Origin of the sequence: Fibrobacter sp. (genome assembly GCF_017545445.1) — a bacterium.
Lineage (GTDB): Bacteria > Fibrobacterota > Fibrobacteria > Fibrobacterales > Fibrobacteraceae > Fibrobacter.
In genome coordinates this window covers 1-19,787 of sequence record NZ_JAFWOM010000049.1, presented here as the reverse complement: position 1 = coordinate 19,787, position 19,787 = coordinate 1, and the positions used below count along the sequence as shown (strand labels likewise).

The following is a 19,787-nucleotide window of genomic DNA, read 5'->3' as shown; positions in this document are numbered from 1 at the left end:
TTCGACAACCGGGAATTCGACGCCGTTTGCATCAACATCGTATTCGTACGTATCGGTGCCGACCGTGCGGAACACGGTGAACTTGCCCTGAGCTGCCGGCAAATCCGTCGCGATGGAGAACGTCTTGAGGCCGGAGCATGCCGTAGAACTCTTAGCGGACCACACTGCATAAAGCGTATCGGTTGCGGTTGCAGCAGCGAGCGTGCGGAGCGCAGCCAAATCGAACACGTCGAGCTTTTCTGTACCAGCCTTGTCCAAAGCCCAGCCACTCACGCAAGCGTCCGTGCGGGCCATGATGCTGAAGTCTTGCAAGGCCTTCGATTCTGAAGCATCTGCAAGCGTGTAGGTTTCGGCATTCTGCATCGTCGGAGCAAAGAACACATCCTTTGCATCGTCGTAATTCTTGCTATAAACGAATACGTATTCGGACTTCAGGAGCGGAGCCTTGATAGAATCGACATCCGACGTTGCCGTAAAGCCAGCCGTCTTGTCCATGTCGCTCCAGGTGCCGTTAGCCTTGTAACGCATGCTTTCTGCCGGATCCACAATCGCCTTGGCAGTGCTATTGGCCGCAAACGACCAGTCCGTGAAGGTCACATCGTTGTTTGACGACGGAATCTTGAACTCGTCAGCAGAAACGATTTGTTCGCTCTTGTGAGCATCATCGAGCTGTTGAGTAAACTTGTACGAACCCTTATCGGTGTCGGCAAGCGTAATCGTAATGGTGTTTCCAGTCACAGCGGGGCATGCACCAGCAACCCAGTTCGCGTACAGGGTGAGGCCGTCGCATACGCCATTGTTGTTCATGGCGCACTGAACTTCTTCGGCATTGAACTGGGTTATGAAATTGTCATCCAGTTCGGAATATACGGTTCCGCTGCCGCCCAGAGACTCGAACCTGTAACCCGTCATGCAGTAGCCGTCAAGATAGAGCATCGGGAACTTCTTGTCCGCGCTTTCCTTGGAGTACTTCACCGGAATGAACCAGTTGTCGTAATTATCCTCGGTGATGGTGCCAGCGACAAGCGATTTCCAAGCGTCGCTGAAAATCGGCTTCGACGGCAAAGCAAGTCCGTTCGGGTCATTCGAATTTTCACTGAGCACAAAGAAGTATTCCACAGTCTTGACTGTCAGACCGAGCGTCAAGTCGCCTTGTCCGTCTGCAACCATAAACTCACCGCCGTTGGTCACGTCGTCAAACTGCATGGTGCCGTTTACAGAACCCGTCACCTTCGCGGTCGATTCTATGCTGTAGCCGTCCTTGGCGGAGAACTTCATCCCAACCATCATGTCCTTGATGGCCGGGATCGTGATTCCGCTTGCATCCACATCGTACCAGAGCGTGTCTAAGCTTGTGCCGTTGTCACGCGTCTGGTAAATCTGGAGCGAGGCCTTCGAGGCAAGTTCTGCATCCGGCGTAATGGTGAAATTGTTCGGCGTGCAGCTGGCGTCTGTAGCAGGAGTCCACACGGCGTACAGCGTACCCACATCTTCACCCGCATTTTTAAGGGAATCGAGCTTGCGGAGAGCCGTAAGATCGAACTGAGTCAGCACGGAGCTGCCATCAGCATCGTTTGCAAGCACAGCCCAGCCCGTGAGGCAAGCGTCCGCGCGAGCCATGACATCAAGCGGCTGCAAGTTCTTGGATTCCGTAGCATCAGCAATCGAGTAATCATCATCTTCCAAGAAGTTCGGGCTAAAGAACACGGCCTTTTCGTCAGCGTAATTCTTGTCGTAATCGAACGAATAATGAGATGTCAAGAACGGAGCTTTGATTATGCTCATATCCGAAGACAACGTAATGAGGTTCCCGACAACAGGCAGGTCAAGCCAATTTGTGCTGGCCTGAGGCTGATAGCGGTAAGCAGAATCAGGATCCACAATGAACGGAACCGCAGGATCGGTAGCAACATAAGCAATGCTCGTAAGCGAGATTGCATCAGCTGCGGGCACTCCTGAAATCTTCAAGTAAGTGACCCCGTTATACGTACGCGTTGCCTGAGAGCCGTCTTTCAGTTCGAAGGATCTCGTAAGCGTATATTCGCCATAATCGTCGCCATTAAGGTCGATTTTCAACTGGGAACCCGTGCAAGCGGTGCCCCACACAGCGTACAGCGTCGGCGTAGTCGTGTTTTTCGATTTGAGGACCGCAATGAACGTATCATCCAGTTCTTTAAACGGTTCGGAAACCGGTGTTGTGGGGTTCGCTTCAAAAGAATAGCCTTGCAAGCAGCGGCCACTAGCAACGTTACTGAACAATCCCATCGGGAACGACTTGTTCGCACTTTCGGCATTGTACGTCACGGTCACGTTCCAGTCACCAGTGTTTGCATCGACCGAGAACGCACCATCCTTGATGTACTGCGTCCAAGAATCGCCGAAGAACGCCTTGCCCGCCGAGTTGTCGTTGAAGGTGATAACGTAATCCACCACTGTTGCGGTTGTGGCAAGCGTGTAAGTCGTCAAGACGGTGTTCTGCGTCTTCGAGACTCTCCAAGCGCCATCCGCCTGCGAATCCACCGAGCCCGTAACCGGTCCATTGCCGTTGTCGTAACTGTAAGAGAGGCTGTAAGCGTCCGGAGCGATTTCGTACCCGGCTTCCGTTTCTGTGCGGGAGTTATCCACATAGAAGTCGAACGCATCGCCAAAGAGCGAAATTCCGGCAGAAGGCACGACATGGTGCAACGTATCGTTGCCGAACAGCTGGTACAATGCAAGGTTCGTCGAATGAGCAACGCCGTTTTCGAGCTTGAGCGTCGGCTGTTCCGAACCACCCGTCGAGGCACAATCTTGCCAAATGGCGTAGAGTTCTGTCACTGAATCAGCCTTCGTGCTAAAGTCAAAGAAATTCCCTGCATGAAGCGTCTTGTAAAGCAAATCCGTTGAAGTGTTGAACGAACTTGCATTCGCTCTAGACCAACCGGCAAAGCATTTGTCTGTACGGTACGGCTTCCAGAAATCAACCGTATCCGTATTCAAATCCATCTTCAACTTGCCCGTCGGAGCAGCACCCGTCGGCAGATAAACCTTCGCAGAATCTTCCGCAGAAGACAAAGACAAATTATAGGTCACATAAACAGTGTCGAGCGGCATAAATCTGACATATACATAATTCATGCCCGTGAAATCCATCTCCGCACCATTTTTCAAATAGACCGGTACTGTCAGGAAAGTCTCGTGAGATGACTCTTCGTAGTACAAATCTTTGAGAATGTATCCATCCTTGGCGATTGCATTCACATTAAACTTAACACCGACACTATTGCCGTTAGCGTCATTTACACGAGGTATTCGCAACGAACCGTTTGTCAACGAATGCTTGATTTCAATCGTGTCCGGGTCACCTGACACTTGCTTTGTATAAGGCAACTTTTGAGAGAAATAGACATTTCCATAGGTACTGCAATTTTCAAGGAATTGTACATAAATCGATGTGTAAGGATTTGAATAAGGCGTGCTCGGGCATTCCGCATTATTTGCATCCATATCTGGAACAAGTCTATTGACGCTGTTAATAGATGTTTCTGCCGGTATCAAGAATTCCAATTGATCCTTGATGTCACGAGACGGATTGTATGTGCCGTCAGGTTTCCAGTACATACGGCAACCCTCTGAATTATACAGCGGAGGTGCCCAAATATTGTCAACAGTTGCGTTCACAAGAGTATCTTTCCAGTTGACGGCGAACACCAACGAATCATTGCCATTGTAATCATGTGCGATTCCAGAAACCTTGTTCGCTACAAACAAATCCAAATCTTCAGTCGGCAAAGTGCTCGGGAGAACGTATTCGATATTGTAATGGAGTTCCGAGACCGATGGCGTAATCGTTAACTTATAGTCATTATAATATTCTCTAACCGCATCCGCAATGGAATCCAGATAAACGGTATCATTGGCGGTAAGGCCTGTGACTTTCCAAACCTTGCTATCTTCATGATCATAGAGATCTTGAGTATTTTCTATGATATACTGATTGCGGTCATATTCCGTCGGAGTGGCGGTAACACCCACTTTATTAAACGTCAAAGACCAACTATCCATTCGATAGCCGACAGGGAGTTCTACCGTCAAGCCTTTAAACGGCGGCATCCAACCGACCTCATTCGCGTCATAATTTTGTTCTGACATCAGTTTGCTCCAATTGTCATCGCCATCATAAGCGTGGAGCTTCACCGTTATAGGAACATTGCCGCCATTTTCAAACTGGAAATCAAAATCACTATAATACTTTTGGGTTGCATTGTCATACTGATCTGGATAATATTCAGGAGCATTATACATAACATAAAGCGTATCATAGCATTCATTTACAAAATCAGTATAACTACCGACAGACTCTAAAATTTCCTTAAATGTACCAAATCTATATATATAGTTCGCTGACGACGGAGTATATTGAGTCGTAGTAAAATAATGCTTTTCATTATCCGCTTTCGTCTTTACGAAGACATAATAGGAATAGGCAACCTTTTCGTATTCGCGTGTATGGTTTTCATCATCCCTTACGCCGATAATCATCTTAGAAGGTATCGGGGTTTCGTCTAAATTATCCACATCATAGGTGTATTTGTCTATACGAGGAGCGAAAATTCCAAATTTATGACCGCTAAGCTCCGTTACACCCGGAGTTTCCTTTATAACATCAATAATGTTTGTTGGCGACATATCTGGATCAGGACTATTGTTATCGCCATCGAGGTAATAAGCAATGTTCAAAGTGATAGGAGACTTGGTCAAAGTCGTCGCCAACGAGTATTCCGCCACGGCATTCTGGATTGTCGAAACTCTCCAAGCGCCGTCAGCCTGCGAAGCCACAGCCGTCGGTGCAGACATTCCATTGCCATCGTCATACGTATAAGCGAGGCTAAATGCACTCTTGTCTATGCTATAGCCAGCTTCTGCACTCGTGCAACCATAATAGCTACCCGAGAAGCAACTATACGTATTCACATAGAAATCAAACGCGTCGCCAGCAAGAGAAAGTCCCTCGTCAGGCACTTCATGGGAAATGATCCTTTCTCCAAATTTTTGCAATACAGAAAGCGTTGCATGTTCAGTACCGTTTTTCAGCACCACCGTAGGCGTTGGAGCGCCGCCAACAGCCGAGCAATCTTTCCAAATGGCGTAGAGCGTCTTTGCGCTGCTTTCGCTTGTATTGCTGCTAAAGACATGGTAGTTATTGATGCTGAGCACTTTGAACAGCGAGTCATTATTTCCATACGAACCCGGATCTTTGTCAGACCAGCCTGCAAAGCATTTGTTTCCTTTATAGTACGGCTTCCAAAGCACAATGGAATCCTTGTCTGTCGGCAACTGGAGTTGTGCAGACGGAGCAGCCCCCACCGGAAGGTAAGTATTCGTAGAATCTTCCAAATCACACAGATAGAAACCGCCAGCATGACATTCCAGCGACAAGTCGAACTTCACATAGACTGGGTTGAGCGTTTCAAAATCAACTCTCAAGTACGTTTTTTCAACAAAGGCGTCTAATTCTCCGCCATTGGAGAGATTGCCTTCAACAGTCCCGCCATACAAATCATTATAATCAAAAGCAATTTGCTTTAATTTACTTCCATCTTGCGGTTCAGCCACAACATTGAGCTTCACGCCGACTAGACGGTTGCTTTCGTCAAATATTTTTGGAACATTGAGATACAAATCACCGTTTGCAGCAGTTTGGAACTGGTGCTTGATTTCGATGACGCTCGGAACTTGCAGCGGGTCAGTCAGAGTTTGAACAACATAGACATTGCCTTCACCGGTCTTTCTCAAATTAACGACGTTAGGCTCTATAACAGATGCGGGTACGCAATTTGCAACATCCGGGACAAGCTCGTTATAGTCGCTGGACACCGACGCATCGGTCAAGTACAGCAATTCTTGCGTGATGTCGAGAGCTGCATCCGATTGAGTTTCTGGTTTCCAGTGAATGCGGCAGCCATCGGAATTATAAAGTATCGGAGCCTTGACCGTTGTTGCCGTTACGTCGTCCTGGCGGTAGAACCAGTCTGTAGCAAAGACAAGCGAATCGTGGCCGCGGGAATCGATGTGGGTTTCGATAACCTTGTTGCTCACAAACAAATCCGACCCCAGCAAATTGCTCGGAATAACGTATTCGATGTTGTAATGGAGCGTGGTGACCGTCGGCGTGACCGACATCTTGAAATCGCTTGCAGACAGCGAGTTTTCAACGAATGCCTTATAGACATCATCCATATAGACGGTGTCGCTAGCACCAAGACCTGTAAGCGTCCATATCTTGGCGTTGTAGTTCTGCGTCAAGTCGTCCACATTGCTGATAATATGCTTATTCGCAGTCGTTTGTGACGTGGGGTTTGTGGCCGCTTCATAGCGGAAGTCCAGACTCCATCCGCCGAAGCTGTAACCGGCGGGTACTCCGACGACATAGCCTGCGGCAAGCGGCAAACGTTTGTCACTAGCACCATTGACAGTTTGGGTCGCCATGATTTGCTTGAGAGCAACGCCATCGGCATCGTAAGCGTAGAGGCTCACGGTCATCGGTTCGTCACTAGAGCCGTTGTTTACAAATGGAATCGTATTTTCGACGTCCGTCGATTTTTTGACGTAGTAGAAATGAATCGTGTCGTTGTACGTCGTGACGTAATCCAAAGTCGGGATGTTCGCAGGCAGCTGATCGTAGCTGTTGAAGTTGTTCAACACATCACCTAACGCTGTGCCAGTCGGGTCTTTCGTGTAGATTCGGTAATACGAGGGCGACAACAGATAGAGATGGTCGGTGTAATCGCTGGCGAGCAGCGGCGGTGCAAACGTTTCCGTGCCGTCGAAGGTGTATTTAGAGACAACCGGCATCAAGTAGCCGACGTAGTAACCGTTCTGCGTAGATACACCTTGCGTTTCCTTGACGACTTCGATAGTGCTTGCATCGCAGCCCGTATCATCGGAGCCTTCCAAGCAGAAGTGGTTGACAATGTGCAGTTCCTTGTTGAATTGGACTCTCCAAGCTTGGGCCGCTGCAAACGTGCCGTCCAGCGAGACTTCGTTGTTGGTAGCGACATCGATGATTGAGAAGTTTCCGCCAAGTTTATTACTGAGCGTCGTCACATCATTCTTGAAAGCGTCGGTGAGTTCGCCGTTTTCATCGGTGTATGTGTTGATACCCATCTTTTTGTTATTAGACAGAGTACCACTCTCATCCACCACCATTGAATCTTGTATAGATTGCTGAGTGCTTGTCAGCTGCAATGCGCTAATTTGACTGTCGTCTAAATTCAAGGCAGAGGTTTCTACAACGACCAAGCGGTTCGTCTTGTTTTTGCTTGCGGCAAATGTCGGCAAGCCGCCATTAACATTGGCATCTGAAACCCACATGGCGGTATCGCCCTTCTGTTCCAGATTGTAGTTCAAGAGCGCTGCGAGAAGGCCCGACTGCATTTCTGTAACAGAGGCAAGGCCGTTTGCCACACGAGACCAAGATGACGTCGTCACCGTAGGTTCAAAGAAATCCGTATAGAGGCCAGATTCCGTGCCGTTAACACTCAACTTGTTGACGTGCTTGCCCAGCGTTCCGCTTGCAGCCGCACCCGACGGAACGTTACGGACGTTGCCGAAGATGTTGCCCTGGTAGCCATCTGTAGCGCTGCCGTAATTGCCTTCCGTCCAAGTATAAGCGGTCGGAGTCGTTTCCGTGGTCAACTGATAAACATAACCACCAACACCATCTGTAACAGCATCTTCTGTGCTGAAATGGAAGTTGTTGTAAAGAGAATCATTTTCAGTTAAAGCTTTCGTTGTAAAGTTATGGCTATCCGTCAATGTCATGATATAGCCAACAACACCTGTTCCTTGGATTTTACCGATAGAATAAGTATTCTTGAGAACAATTCCTTCACCACCTTGATGAGTACCAATTATACCGCCAACATTTACACCCGAAATATCACCAACAAATTCGACTCCAGAAACTAATGACCTATAGATATGATAACCGATAACTCCGCCCACATTTCCATCAGAGGATTTAAGATTTGCATTAGTAATAGAAATATCCTGAATAGTACTAGGACTCGCATTAAGACCAACAATGCCACCAATACCAGTTACATCTATATAATTATCAGTAGCAAGCGAATTATCTATGGTCAAACGATCTATAGTTACATTGGAAATGGCAACATGACCCCATAAAGCACGTCCCAAAACGCCACCGAATCCAACATTATCATCATGAGTTGTTGACGGAAGCCAAGAGGGAGAACGCATTGAAATGTCTGTCAAAGAAACATCATCTATTTTTGCAGGTTCAGCAGTCGTAGTTCCAACCACAGTGCCAACTTGAGTTCCTATGAGATTCGCATTTAAAACCGTAATGCCAGAAATTTTAGTGGTATCAGTAGTACTCCCCCACATTCCACCTATATCAGCAGTTAGAACACCCACGTCATCACTTTCTAAATGAACATTGTCAAATGTTACATTTTGGTAGGTTCCACTACCACCTATAGTGTTGAAAAAGCCAGAAGCTCCGCCTACGAAAGCATCGATATGGCATAATCCATTGACAAAATGATTATTTCCTTCGAAACCGACATGTTCGCCCCCAATCGGTGCAAAAGTCATATAACACCTGTTGCCAACATCATCATAACCGCCCAAATCCAAGTCACTTTCCAAGACAATCTTGCTATTCTTATTACTGGAGTTATCCAACACATCAAGCATTTCATCCCAGCATGCAAAATCAGTTCCTGAAATAGGAGTTGTCGTTGGAATCTGAGACAAATGACATTCGGGACCGTTACCGTCGTCAGCACAAACAAGATGGAAGAAGTCGTTACCGCCAAGGCAAGAGCTATATGTGAACAAAGGCCTATCAGTGTAACTGTCCGGAGGCGTAAAGTCTTCCGTCGTATTCAGAGCCTGCGTCCCATTCGTATTTCGCCAAGAAGCATTAGTAGCCAAAAGTCCTGTGACAAAGTCAATATCTTCTTGTACAAGATGGCCCTCGTTGTTCGTATAAAGGACTAACCCTTCTATATAACCTCCATTACCATCCCAACCAATGAAGTCCTTGAAACGAAGTTTTGCATCGAGAGAATCATTCAATGCTTTTACTTGATCCTGACCGGCATGAGCATAGAAAGATGTTAAATCAAAATTCACCGGATAAACAGGTTTGTTGCTGCCCGTCGCAATGATTGGCAATCCATCGTTTTCGCCATCCACAACAGTCCATTGACTGTTATCAAAATTACCACTGTTCAAGACAGCTGCAAAACGGCGAGACTTCATCTGGACTTCCGGAATAACGCCGTTGACAAACTTTGTTATAGTTCCCGTACCGTCATCATAATAGATCGGCTCAGGCCCATAGTGCAAATCGCCATCGGCACTAAGAGTCGTTGTACCCGTGGTTATAGCGTTGCGGAAGTTACGATAATTACTCGAAATAGAAGGATTGTTCCACCAAGCGTCATCAACCTTCACTGGTTGTCCATTATCATGATACGAACCAACACCATACTCTACAGCGGCATCGTCTAAGCTGAAATGGTAGTTATTGTAAAGGGAGTCGTTTTCGCTTAGATCATAATCAAACTCGCCGACGATATAACCTGCGGAACCATTTGTTCCCACTTGCTCAATTTTACCCACAGTATAGGTATTCTTGATGATGTTGAAATAAGTGTCCCATCCAGTACGTTGTCTACCGACTATACCGCCTACAGTGTTACCAGAGACTTTTCCTTTGAACGCAACCTTGTTGATATTCGTTCCATAATAGGTTTCCCCAGCAATACCGCCCACTATGCCAATGGGAGATTCAATATTACCTTCGACAATGGTGTTCGAAAGAGTAATATTATCTTCCATAGAGCCCACAATACCACCGATCATAATATCATCGTTGGTATTACTAAAGGTTGTTATGGAATTCTTTATCAATAAAGCTTCCACACGAGAATTGGAAATTTCAAGAGCCCCCTGAGCACGTCCCACTAGACCGCCTACAGTGTTACCAGAGAGTTCTCCTTTGAACGCAACCTTGTTGATATTCGTTTCATAACTGGTTCCCCCAGCAATACCGCCCACTATGCCAATGGGAGATTCAATATTACCTTCGACAATGGTGTTCGAAAGAGTAATATTATCTTCCATAGAGCCCACAATACCACCGATCATAATACCATCGTTGGTATTACTAAAGGTTGTTATGGAATTCTTTATCAATAAAGCTTCCACACGAGAATTGGAAATTTCAAGAGCCCCCTGAACACGTCCCACTAGACCGCCCCAAGACACGTCGTCATCAAAAGTCGTAACACCTTGCGGAGTTTGTATAGTATCCGCTATTACGGTCACATTATCAAGCTTTGCATCAAAACCGTATAAATAAGCGGCAATCACACCAGCTCTATAGCTGCTCCGCAAATTCACATTTTCAATAGTCACTCCTGAAAAATCAACATACCTGGGACCAGAACTACCATAATATTCCAACGAACTGGCCAAAACACCTACAGAACGACCTTCGATATGGACATTTTTGAACTTTACATTTTTTACCTCAACATGATTGTCATAGGAACCATCAAGCTGCTCAAAGAAACCAAAATCATCTAAACTAATATTACATAGACCCTCAATGGTCTTGCCATTCCCTTCAAGACCTTTATGGGAACTACCTAAAGGGCCTATCGAGAAATAGCAACGCCCGCTTGTTTCGTCATAACCGCCCAAATCGAGACTGCCGTCCAAAACGATTTTACTGGACTTATTTTCATATTTATTCAACTCCGCCCGCATAGCATTCCAACAAGCGAAATCCGTTCCCGAAGCAGGAATAGTTGTCTGTATTTGCGACAAGCGGCATTCACGAGGATTACTCGGGTCTGTAGCGTCAGCACAAACAAGATGGAAGTACTCATTGTTGCCAGGGCACGTTTCATATTCAAAAATCTCAGCTTGAGAACTAGAATAATCCACAGAAGTATTTAATGCATCACCACCTACCCATAATTTAGTTTCGCCTTGAAGACTTTCAGCAAAAGCAATATCAGCCTGAGATAAATGACCTTTGTTGTCAGTAAAAAGGCCTATACCATAAACATCCTTATCATTAGCATAGTCATGGCTGATAACATCCAATTGATAATCACCATTAGCAATAGCATCATTCAATCTATCCTTATGCACAGCATCAGCTAATTTATCAAACGAAGCGTAATCCAAGAATACCGCAAAGGAATACTTATCATCACCCGTAGCAAATACCGGCAAACCATCGTTTTTATTTTCCACAATGGTCCAGGAAGAACTGTGCAAGTTCAAAACAGCAGCCAAACGAGCGTTTTTCATCTGCTTCGAAGGAATAACGCCGTTATGATAATCCCTACTGGAACCATGAATTGCAGGTTTATAATAATAAGGCAACCGCAAATCACCATCTGGCTCAAGTCCGGCCACCGCATTACGGAAGTTTAAATAGATGCCGTTATCGCTAAAATTATGCGTGTTCCAATCCACCATATTTCCGATTCCGGAAACAACAGAAGCATCCGTATATCCGTAATGGTAGTTAGCATAAATGGTGTAGTCATATGCGCTAACATCGCCCAAAGTACCAATCAAATAACCTACTAATGCTGAACTAGAACCCGTTATATCACCATTGGAGTAGGTTCTATATATTTTAATCCTCGTTGTTTGGTTAGAGCTAGGCTCCATCCAACCCACAAGACCACCCGCATAAGCCGTACCATTAATGGAACCGTTTTCTTTTACCGAAACAGCAATATTAGTCAAATCGAATTTATTTGTAGCAAGGCTGTATTTACCGAATATACCACCAACAGTATCTCCCTGTATATTAATATCGCTTACCGTAATATTTGTTGCAGTCAGCAAATAATTAAGATTACCGGCAATTGCGCCTGCTAGACTTGCTTGAATATCTGCCCCTTCCACGTTAATATCGCTAATGGTCCCAAGCGGAGCTGCAGGAATCAAAAGGACCCCCGCCTCCGTGTTATTTCCGGTCAATTTAAAGAATACATCAGAGAACGTAACCTTAGTCAATTTTGCGAGGTCACCCCAATAACTTATTCGGGCAAAAGCAACTTGATCACCATCAGCACTGGACTCGTAGCATAGTCCGGCTATCTTTTTGTAAGTATCGCCATCCTCACTTGTGATTACATCATTCTTTTTCAATGACAAATACTTGCCCTTGAACGCATTCGGGGCTTCGTTACAGACATTGCCTGTATGGCCAGCAAAGTTGATGTCCGTAGTTAAAGCGATAGACCCTTCGTTAGCATCCAGCCATTTTTGAGCGTAGGAATAAGCATCGGGAGTCGCTCCGTTTGCATGGTCCGCGTTGTCATTGTACCAGTACGCAAAGCAAGTTCCATCATTTGTAGAAGGACTTGCCACGTTAATTTGGCTGAACTTCAAGCCTACGACATCACCATTTGCATTTGTGGAATCCGCAAAGCAGAAGTATGGAATCGGATGCTGTGAGGAGAATGTATAAACGGTAAGTCCATTATCGAACTGCAACGAAGGATCGTTCAAATTAACAGTACTTCCCTGCCCATCTTTCCATACGTCACTAATATTATCATCATAAACCAAGAGACCATTTGCAAAAGAAACATCGTTCGAAGCAAGACGACCATCGTTATCCGTAAAGAGTACGACACCTTTAACGGGAGAACCGTCAACATTTGCACCGATGGAATCCACCGGATGAATTGAGCTTGCAGCACTCAAATTATCCCTTTGCGATTTACTTGCCTTGATATCGAAATCGGCCAAGTCAAATGTTACAGGGAACGACGGGTTTTCACCATTACCCACAAATACCGGCAAGCCTTCATTTACCGGATTACCTGTAATATTATCCTTCTTTACCGTCCAAGCCATATCTGCAGCGTTCGCAGCGCCCATGTTCAAGACAGCCGCCAAACGTGGCGATTTCATCTGTTCCTCGGAAATCACGCCGTTGACAAATTTATCCGCTCCAGAACCATGGATAGGCGTGGCAGCATCATAGTACAAAACGCCATCGGCAGCAAGAGTATTTGTACCAGTGGTTATAGCGTTGCGGAAGTTACGAGCGATATTACACTTTGCCCCTTCGCTATTCAAGGCAGGATTATTCCAATCATTCACTGGACTTGTTCCAATAACCCCAATACCCCTAAATACATTAGGATCATTCGTTCCGTAATGGTAATTGTCAGTTATTTGCAAGTCTAGCTTTTCTTTTATTTCCGAATAAAGATTGTCATTATCAAAAGATTGAACACGTGCTACCAAGTAACCTCTATTATTTCCTGATGCAATATTGCTAATAACATAATTATTCACTATATAAAGCGATGAAAAATCGTCAACATATGCATGCAGTAAACCGACAAGTCCACCGGCATTTTTTTCGCCTGAATTTGATGTAACATCAGCAAATACACTAGATTCTACTATTGTATAATATATTCCATTTGTATGTGCATATAATTGCCCCACAAGTCCACCAGCATTACCGCCTTCAACTGAACCACTAACAGAGTTTTTCTCTAAAACTAAGCCATAATCATTGCTTTGGAGTTGACCGATTAAGCCACCAGCATCTCCGTTTTCTGCAACGACCGTAACGTTATCCGCTAAAATGTTTGAAATTTCCAAAGAATTATATTGCGCATAGGCAAAACCTATGAGACCACCTGCATAATAACCATTTGACGTCACCTTAACATTGCTTAATTTTACATTTTGAACGATGGCTTGGACCGCGTTGTAAGAGCTTATGAAAGTAATATTATTAGCGACTGCTCCTGCACCATAATTACCCTTGAATTCTGAATTTTTTATAAAGATGTCTTTAATTGATACAACGTCTTCATCATAACCATTAGGTGTATTGGCAGACAGAATGCCGACAATTTCACCATTAAAGTAAACACTGTCAAAAGCGACGTTGGTTATATTCGCCGTTTTGTGAGATAAATTGACAAATCGAACGGATTCACTGGCAGACTCATAGCAAAGCCCGGACACCGTATCTATCACGCCGGCTTCGCTTGTGAACACGTCGTTTTCGCCCAATTCCAGATACTTGCCCTTGAACGCGTTCGGAGCATCGACGCAAACCGTGTTATTATTGACGACATCCTTGCCTGCAAACGCTATATCCGATTTCAGGACAATCTTTTTCATCGTAGTCAGATCTGAATTATTTCCATCCAGCCAAGCTTGGGCGTAGGTGCGGGCGTCGCAGTTGATACTATCTGGATTCGAAGCACCGCGAGTCGCGCAGTTGTCATTGTACCAGTAATCGAAGCACTTCTTGTCGCCAGCAGTCGGATTCGATGAAGACATCGTCTGGCTGAACTCTAAAGCATCGCCATTTTCCTCAAAGCAGAAGTACAAAGAAGGGCCACTGTACGTATAGACGAAACCACCGTTATTATACACAGAGCTTGCAGCCAACGCAGGTGCATTTGCTGAACCGGCCCAAGACGTGGAGAAGTTTCCTTCACCGGGCAAATCCCCAACAAGGCTTTTGACAAAATAGACATCCACCGAGCTGAGCTTGCCCGTCTCGTCCGTCAAAAGCACTAGGCCACCGGCAGAACCCCCTTCGACGTATTCCTTCTTATAGCCACCGGCAAGGCCATCTCGCAATGCGTCCTTTTGCGCAGTCCCGGCGATGTTGTTGAACGAATCCATGTTGAAGCGGACGGCGTAAATCGGCTGTGCGGACGATGCATCCACAAGAACCGGGAGGCCATCGTTCAACGGTCCATTAAAATCGCTATCCAAAGTCCAATTTCCTGCTTCCCAGTTCATGACAGCCGCGAAGAACGGCGTTTTCATGTCGTCGTCGGCAATCATGCCATTGGAATATTTGTCCGCACCATTCGCAATGGGCTGGGACTTGCTATACTGCAAGCTGCCATCAGGGACGATTACTGAACTTGAGCCCGCATTGCGGAAGTTGCGGGCGATGATGCGAGTATTTGCAGGCGTTATATTAGGCGATAAATGATCATGCGCGAAAACACCAGAAATGCTTGGATCGTTATTAGGATCGAATGCGGCATTAACAGTAGGGTTCGTTGTTTTACGGGGGTTCTTCCACTCATCTGCACTAAAACTGCCAAATCCTAAAGTTACAGAAGCGTCATTTGTTCCAAAATGGTAGTTGTCGGTTACATCATATATGAACACATTGTCATTATCCTCTAATCCATCACCGATACCAATTAGATAGCCAAGAGACGCCGTCGATGCACTCGTTATATCACCTTTCGTGTAGGTATTCTTAATGGTAAGCATCAAATTTTCATTATTATTTTTATACACACATCCCACAAGACCGCCAGCGGCTCTACTATAATTGTTAAAACTACCATTCCCCACCGATATATCAGCAATTACATTCACACGTTGAATCGACACCGAGGCTTCAGAAAAATTTTCATCAAGATAACCTACAAGACCACCGACTACAGTTGAACCCGTTATGGAACCTTGTATTGCAATATCACTATAAGAAACCTCACCAGCGTCCGATCCGGAGTTATAAAAATGGCTAGTTATACCACCAACCATTTCACCTGTTATAGTAGCATTGCTCAGGCTAATGTTCGAAAAAGATAATGTTGAAAGATAAGTTCCAGATCCAACGACACCACCAGCATAGGCACCATTAATGCTGACATCGCTTATGGTAACATCGTTAACACCTTTCAATCCGTACGTATAGCCAATAACCGCACCAGCACTTGCATATGCATTTTCAGCTTCTACATTGACATTGCTAACCGTTATTGAGGACAAAACTACGTTTCCATCAAATTCAACATCCGCAAAAATGGCTGCCGCCTTATCGGCACCTTTAAAGTCGGAACTATCTACAGCAATATTGGAGAACTCGCCAGACAAGGTCGTAGAGGGAGCATTCTGCAATATATTGACTTTATCTCCCTTAAAGTAAACATGCTTGAAAGCGACATCTTTAAAAGAAGCCGTTCCACGCATTAAGGCAAAATATGCATCCGCAGTTGAAATCTTGCAAAGCCCGGATATTGTATGACGCACGCCGGATTCGCTTGTAATCTGGTCTCCATCGCCCAATTCCAAATACTGGCCCTTGAACGCGTTAGGTGCGTCAACACAATCAGTCGTTCCGTTATTATCGTACGTACCAGCAAATTCAATGTCGGAGGTCAAGACAATGGAACGATTAAAGCTATAATCAAGCCAATTCTGAGCGTAAGTGCGGGCATCGTTGCCGGTACCATCATACCAGTATTCGAAGCAATTTTCATTGTCAACACTGAATGTGGTTTGGTACAAATTTAATACATCTGTGTTTGCTTTTTTAAAACAGAAGAGTTTTTTCGCTTCGCCGGCATACCACCGCTGAATGGTAGAGAATGTTCCATCTTCCAAAATTTCGTTGCCATTTCCATCCACAAATAAAAAATCTTGCCCGAAAGCGTTTCCACCCGTTGTACGTATAGTTTGCACATCACTCTTGAAATCAGTAGATAATTCGCCATTTTCGTCGGTGTAGATAGTAATACCAGTCTTATTAACCGATTCATTCCAATCCATGTTATCATGATCAAAAGTTTTTTGTATAGGCCCCGGCTGATTCGTCAATTGGGCAGAAGCGAGATAAGATTGCAAATCTGTAGTTTCTAAAACAACCAGATGATTTGGCTTGTCAGAACCTTTTGCAAATGTCGGAAGTCCACCACCTTTCGAAACCCATATAGCCTCTTGTCCTCTTGACTCCAAATTATAGTTCAAAAGCGCCGCAAAAAGCCCCGATTTCATATCCGATTCAGAGGCTACACCATTCGCAATTCGATCCAAAGCATAATAATCGTTTTGTAAACGGCCCAAAAAGAAATCCGTATATGTTCCCAAAACTTGCGGCGTAGGCATACTTCCAGTTTCAGTCATTATATTGACATAGTATCCCAACGATCCACTAGCAGTATAATTCGTCGTCGGATTACGGACGTTGCCAAAAATGTTATTATCAAAGTAACTACCAACAGACCAAGGATTACTGTTATTAGTATAATTGCCTACACCTAATCCGCCCATATCACTCGTTTCTGGAATAGAATTGTTATTGTAAACAACACTTTCTCCAAAATGGAAATTGTTATAAAGGGAGTCATTTGAGTCGAAAGACTTTGATTGGCCTATGATATAGCCACTGCCAGATATACCTTTCACTTCAGCAAAAATCAAGCCCACTGAATAGGTGTTTTTTACAACAGTATGTTTAGGGTTTTGACCATGGTCCTCGTCATCATCTACTTGGCCAATTATACCGCCTGAAAAGCCATACGAACTAAGAACCATAGCATGTTCGACACTGGCTTTGGAGACAAGCAAATTACTATTTTTTGAAATGCCCACAATACCGCCAGAAGCTCCTCCAGCAATATTCATATTCGAAATAACACCAACATTGACACTGGCTCCAGATACTTTCAAATCAATATTCTGAACACAGCCAACAACACCACCAGCATCTAAACCGCCGCCAATAAAGCCATTATTGCCACTTTCAACTACGACATTGGAAATATTTGTAATATTATCGCTTGCATATCCAACGACACCACCTATATTATAGGATTGCGCCCTTTCGTTGAATTTGACATTGACATCGGCAATCGTCACGTTAGCATTTTCAACCATGGCAGTAACGCCACCAAAGACTCCTTTAGTAAGTGATGACGTTATTTCTCCTAATTCGATTGTCGAATTCGAAATTACCACTTCGCTGCCACTGTGCACAGAACCAACAATGCCACCTCCATCAAGCTCGTAACTAGAAGGATAATAATTAGAAGCAATGTCTTCTTTTCCTATACTCAAATTCGTTAAATGAACATCGGATATCGAAACAATGCTACTCTTTATCTCACGAATAACTCCACCAAAACCAGATCCTTCTGTTTCGCTTTGAAACATATCATACGAAATATTTTCCAGCGTCACAGTTTGGATTGAACAAGAATTGTTAGTAGAATTTGCTGGATGCTCGATAAAATTAATCAAGCCGCCCACACTGGCACCTTTGAAATAAGCGTTTTCAACAGTTACGTCTTTAACGGCTGCGGCATTACTCATTTTTTTTGCCAAAATGGCTAATTCCGTATCGGCAGTCGTTCCAATTAAATGAACGTTCGTAAACTTCACGTTACCAAATTCATATGCCCCATGAATTTCCTCAAAAAGAGCAAAATTTGAGGTTCCTTCATAGCACAAACCTTGAATCGTGTGATTTTGCCCGTCGAAACCGGCATGGTCTGGACCTAACATGCCCACATTCAAGTTACATATTTTGTTCCGAGAATCATAGCCTAAATTGAGGTCACCGGCCAAGACGATTTTACTAATGTTGTTGTCGTTAGAAGTCTCTTCCAAAGCTGACCGAACGCCTATTGTCGTTGCATTTCCCAAAGACTGGTCAAGCCAGCATTTGAAATCCTGTCCGTCAACGGGGTTATCATTTTGAACCTGCGACAATTCGCACACGCGACTCGAACCGGTCCCTGAACATTCCAAATGAAAAAACCAGTTATCGGCAAGGCACCCCAAACCCGAAAAAGTCGGATTCGGAACCGCAGCATGCGCAAATGAAACGCCCCCCAACACACTCAAAATGAGAAGATTGGCCAAAAAGAAGAAAAGCGAGGTTTTATGTTTCATAAAAAAACTTCAAAAACGGTATTTTTGACCAAAATAATTAAAATATCACATAAATGCAAGATTATTTCTTTTAACAAACTTCGTTTGTGAAAAGAATCAACGTAAAAAATTTTTTAATGAGTATTTTACAACGGAAATGTTATGCGTTCAAAAAAAGGTGTTGCGAAGGGGCTCGTATAGGCTTTGTTTATAACGAATGAAGTATTATTTTTTCAAATAAGTTTTAATTGTAAAATCAATGACGTAAAAATTTTTTTTGTGAGTAATTTTGGGTAAAAGTGTTATGCGTTATGGTATCTGTGAAAATTCCGCAAAATTTTCGCAAAAACGCAAAATGATAATTGAATTTTTCTGTGCAGAAAGGAAGGTGCGAGAGTTTGTCTGGTTTGAATTGTAAAAAAGCAAGGGTGAAGAAAATTTTGGTGAGTAATTTTGGAGGAAGTGTTTTGCTTAGGGGAAAGTGTTTCGCAGGAGGAAATGTGTTTCGCAGGAGAGTATCGTGTTCCGCAAGGGATTCTGCGATCGCGACAGCCACACGCCCTCGAATCCGTCATCCTGGAGAGTTCGTAGAACCCGATAGGATCCAATTAAATCTTGTAATGCGAATGCTGAAATTGACTAGATCCTTCGTCCCGGTGGTCCTCAGGATGACGGCTTTGGGTATTGCTCATACCCCAAAGGAAGCCGATGGCGACCGTGCCCACAATCCCATGGTTCGGCAAAAGGTTGGTGAGCCTGTCGAACCACACCAACCGGTTCATCGTTTAGCGGGCAACCCCACACCCCATACCCCTTAAATTTTTTTACAAAAAAGTCTTGGACAAAACGGTCAAAAAAGCGTGTTAAAGATATAGAAGCCCCTCGAAAATTTTTAACAAAGGACTTGAATGACCAGAGAAGAATTTGCTCGCTTCCTCGAAAAACTCAGGAAAGCGGACGAAAAAGGCGAAGACACCGACGCTATCGTGAAAACGCATGAAAAACACAACGTCTATTTTTATAATGATGCCTGCATCAAGAAAATTTTGGCGAGCGAGAAGAACATCGCCCTCACG

1 protein-coding gene is annotated in these 19,787 nt (G+C 44.6%); it reads right to left on the bottom strand.

Annotation, left to right across the window (positions count from 1 at the left end):
* Window positions 1-18,732 (bottom strand): hypothetical protein (locus IKG78_RS05805; protein WP_290940772.1); only part of this gene is annotated, 18,732 nt, incomplete at its 3' end.
* Window positions 18,733-19,787 lie beyond the last annotated feature (1,055 nt).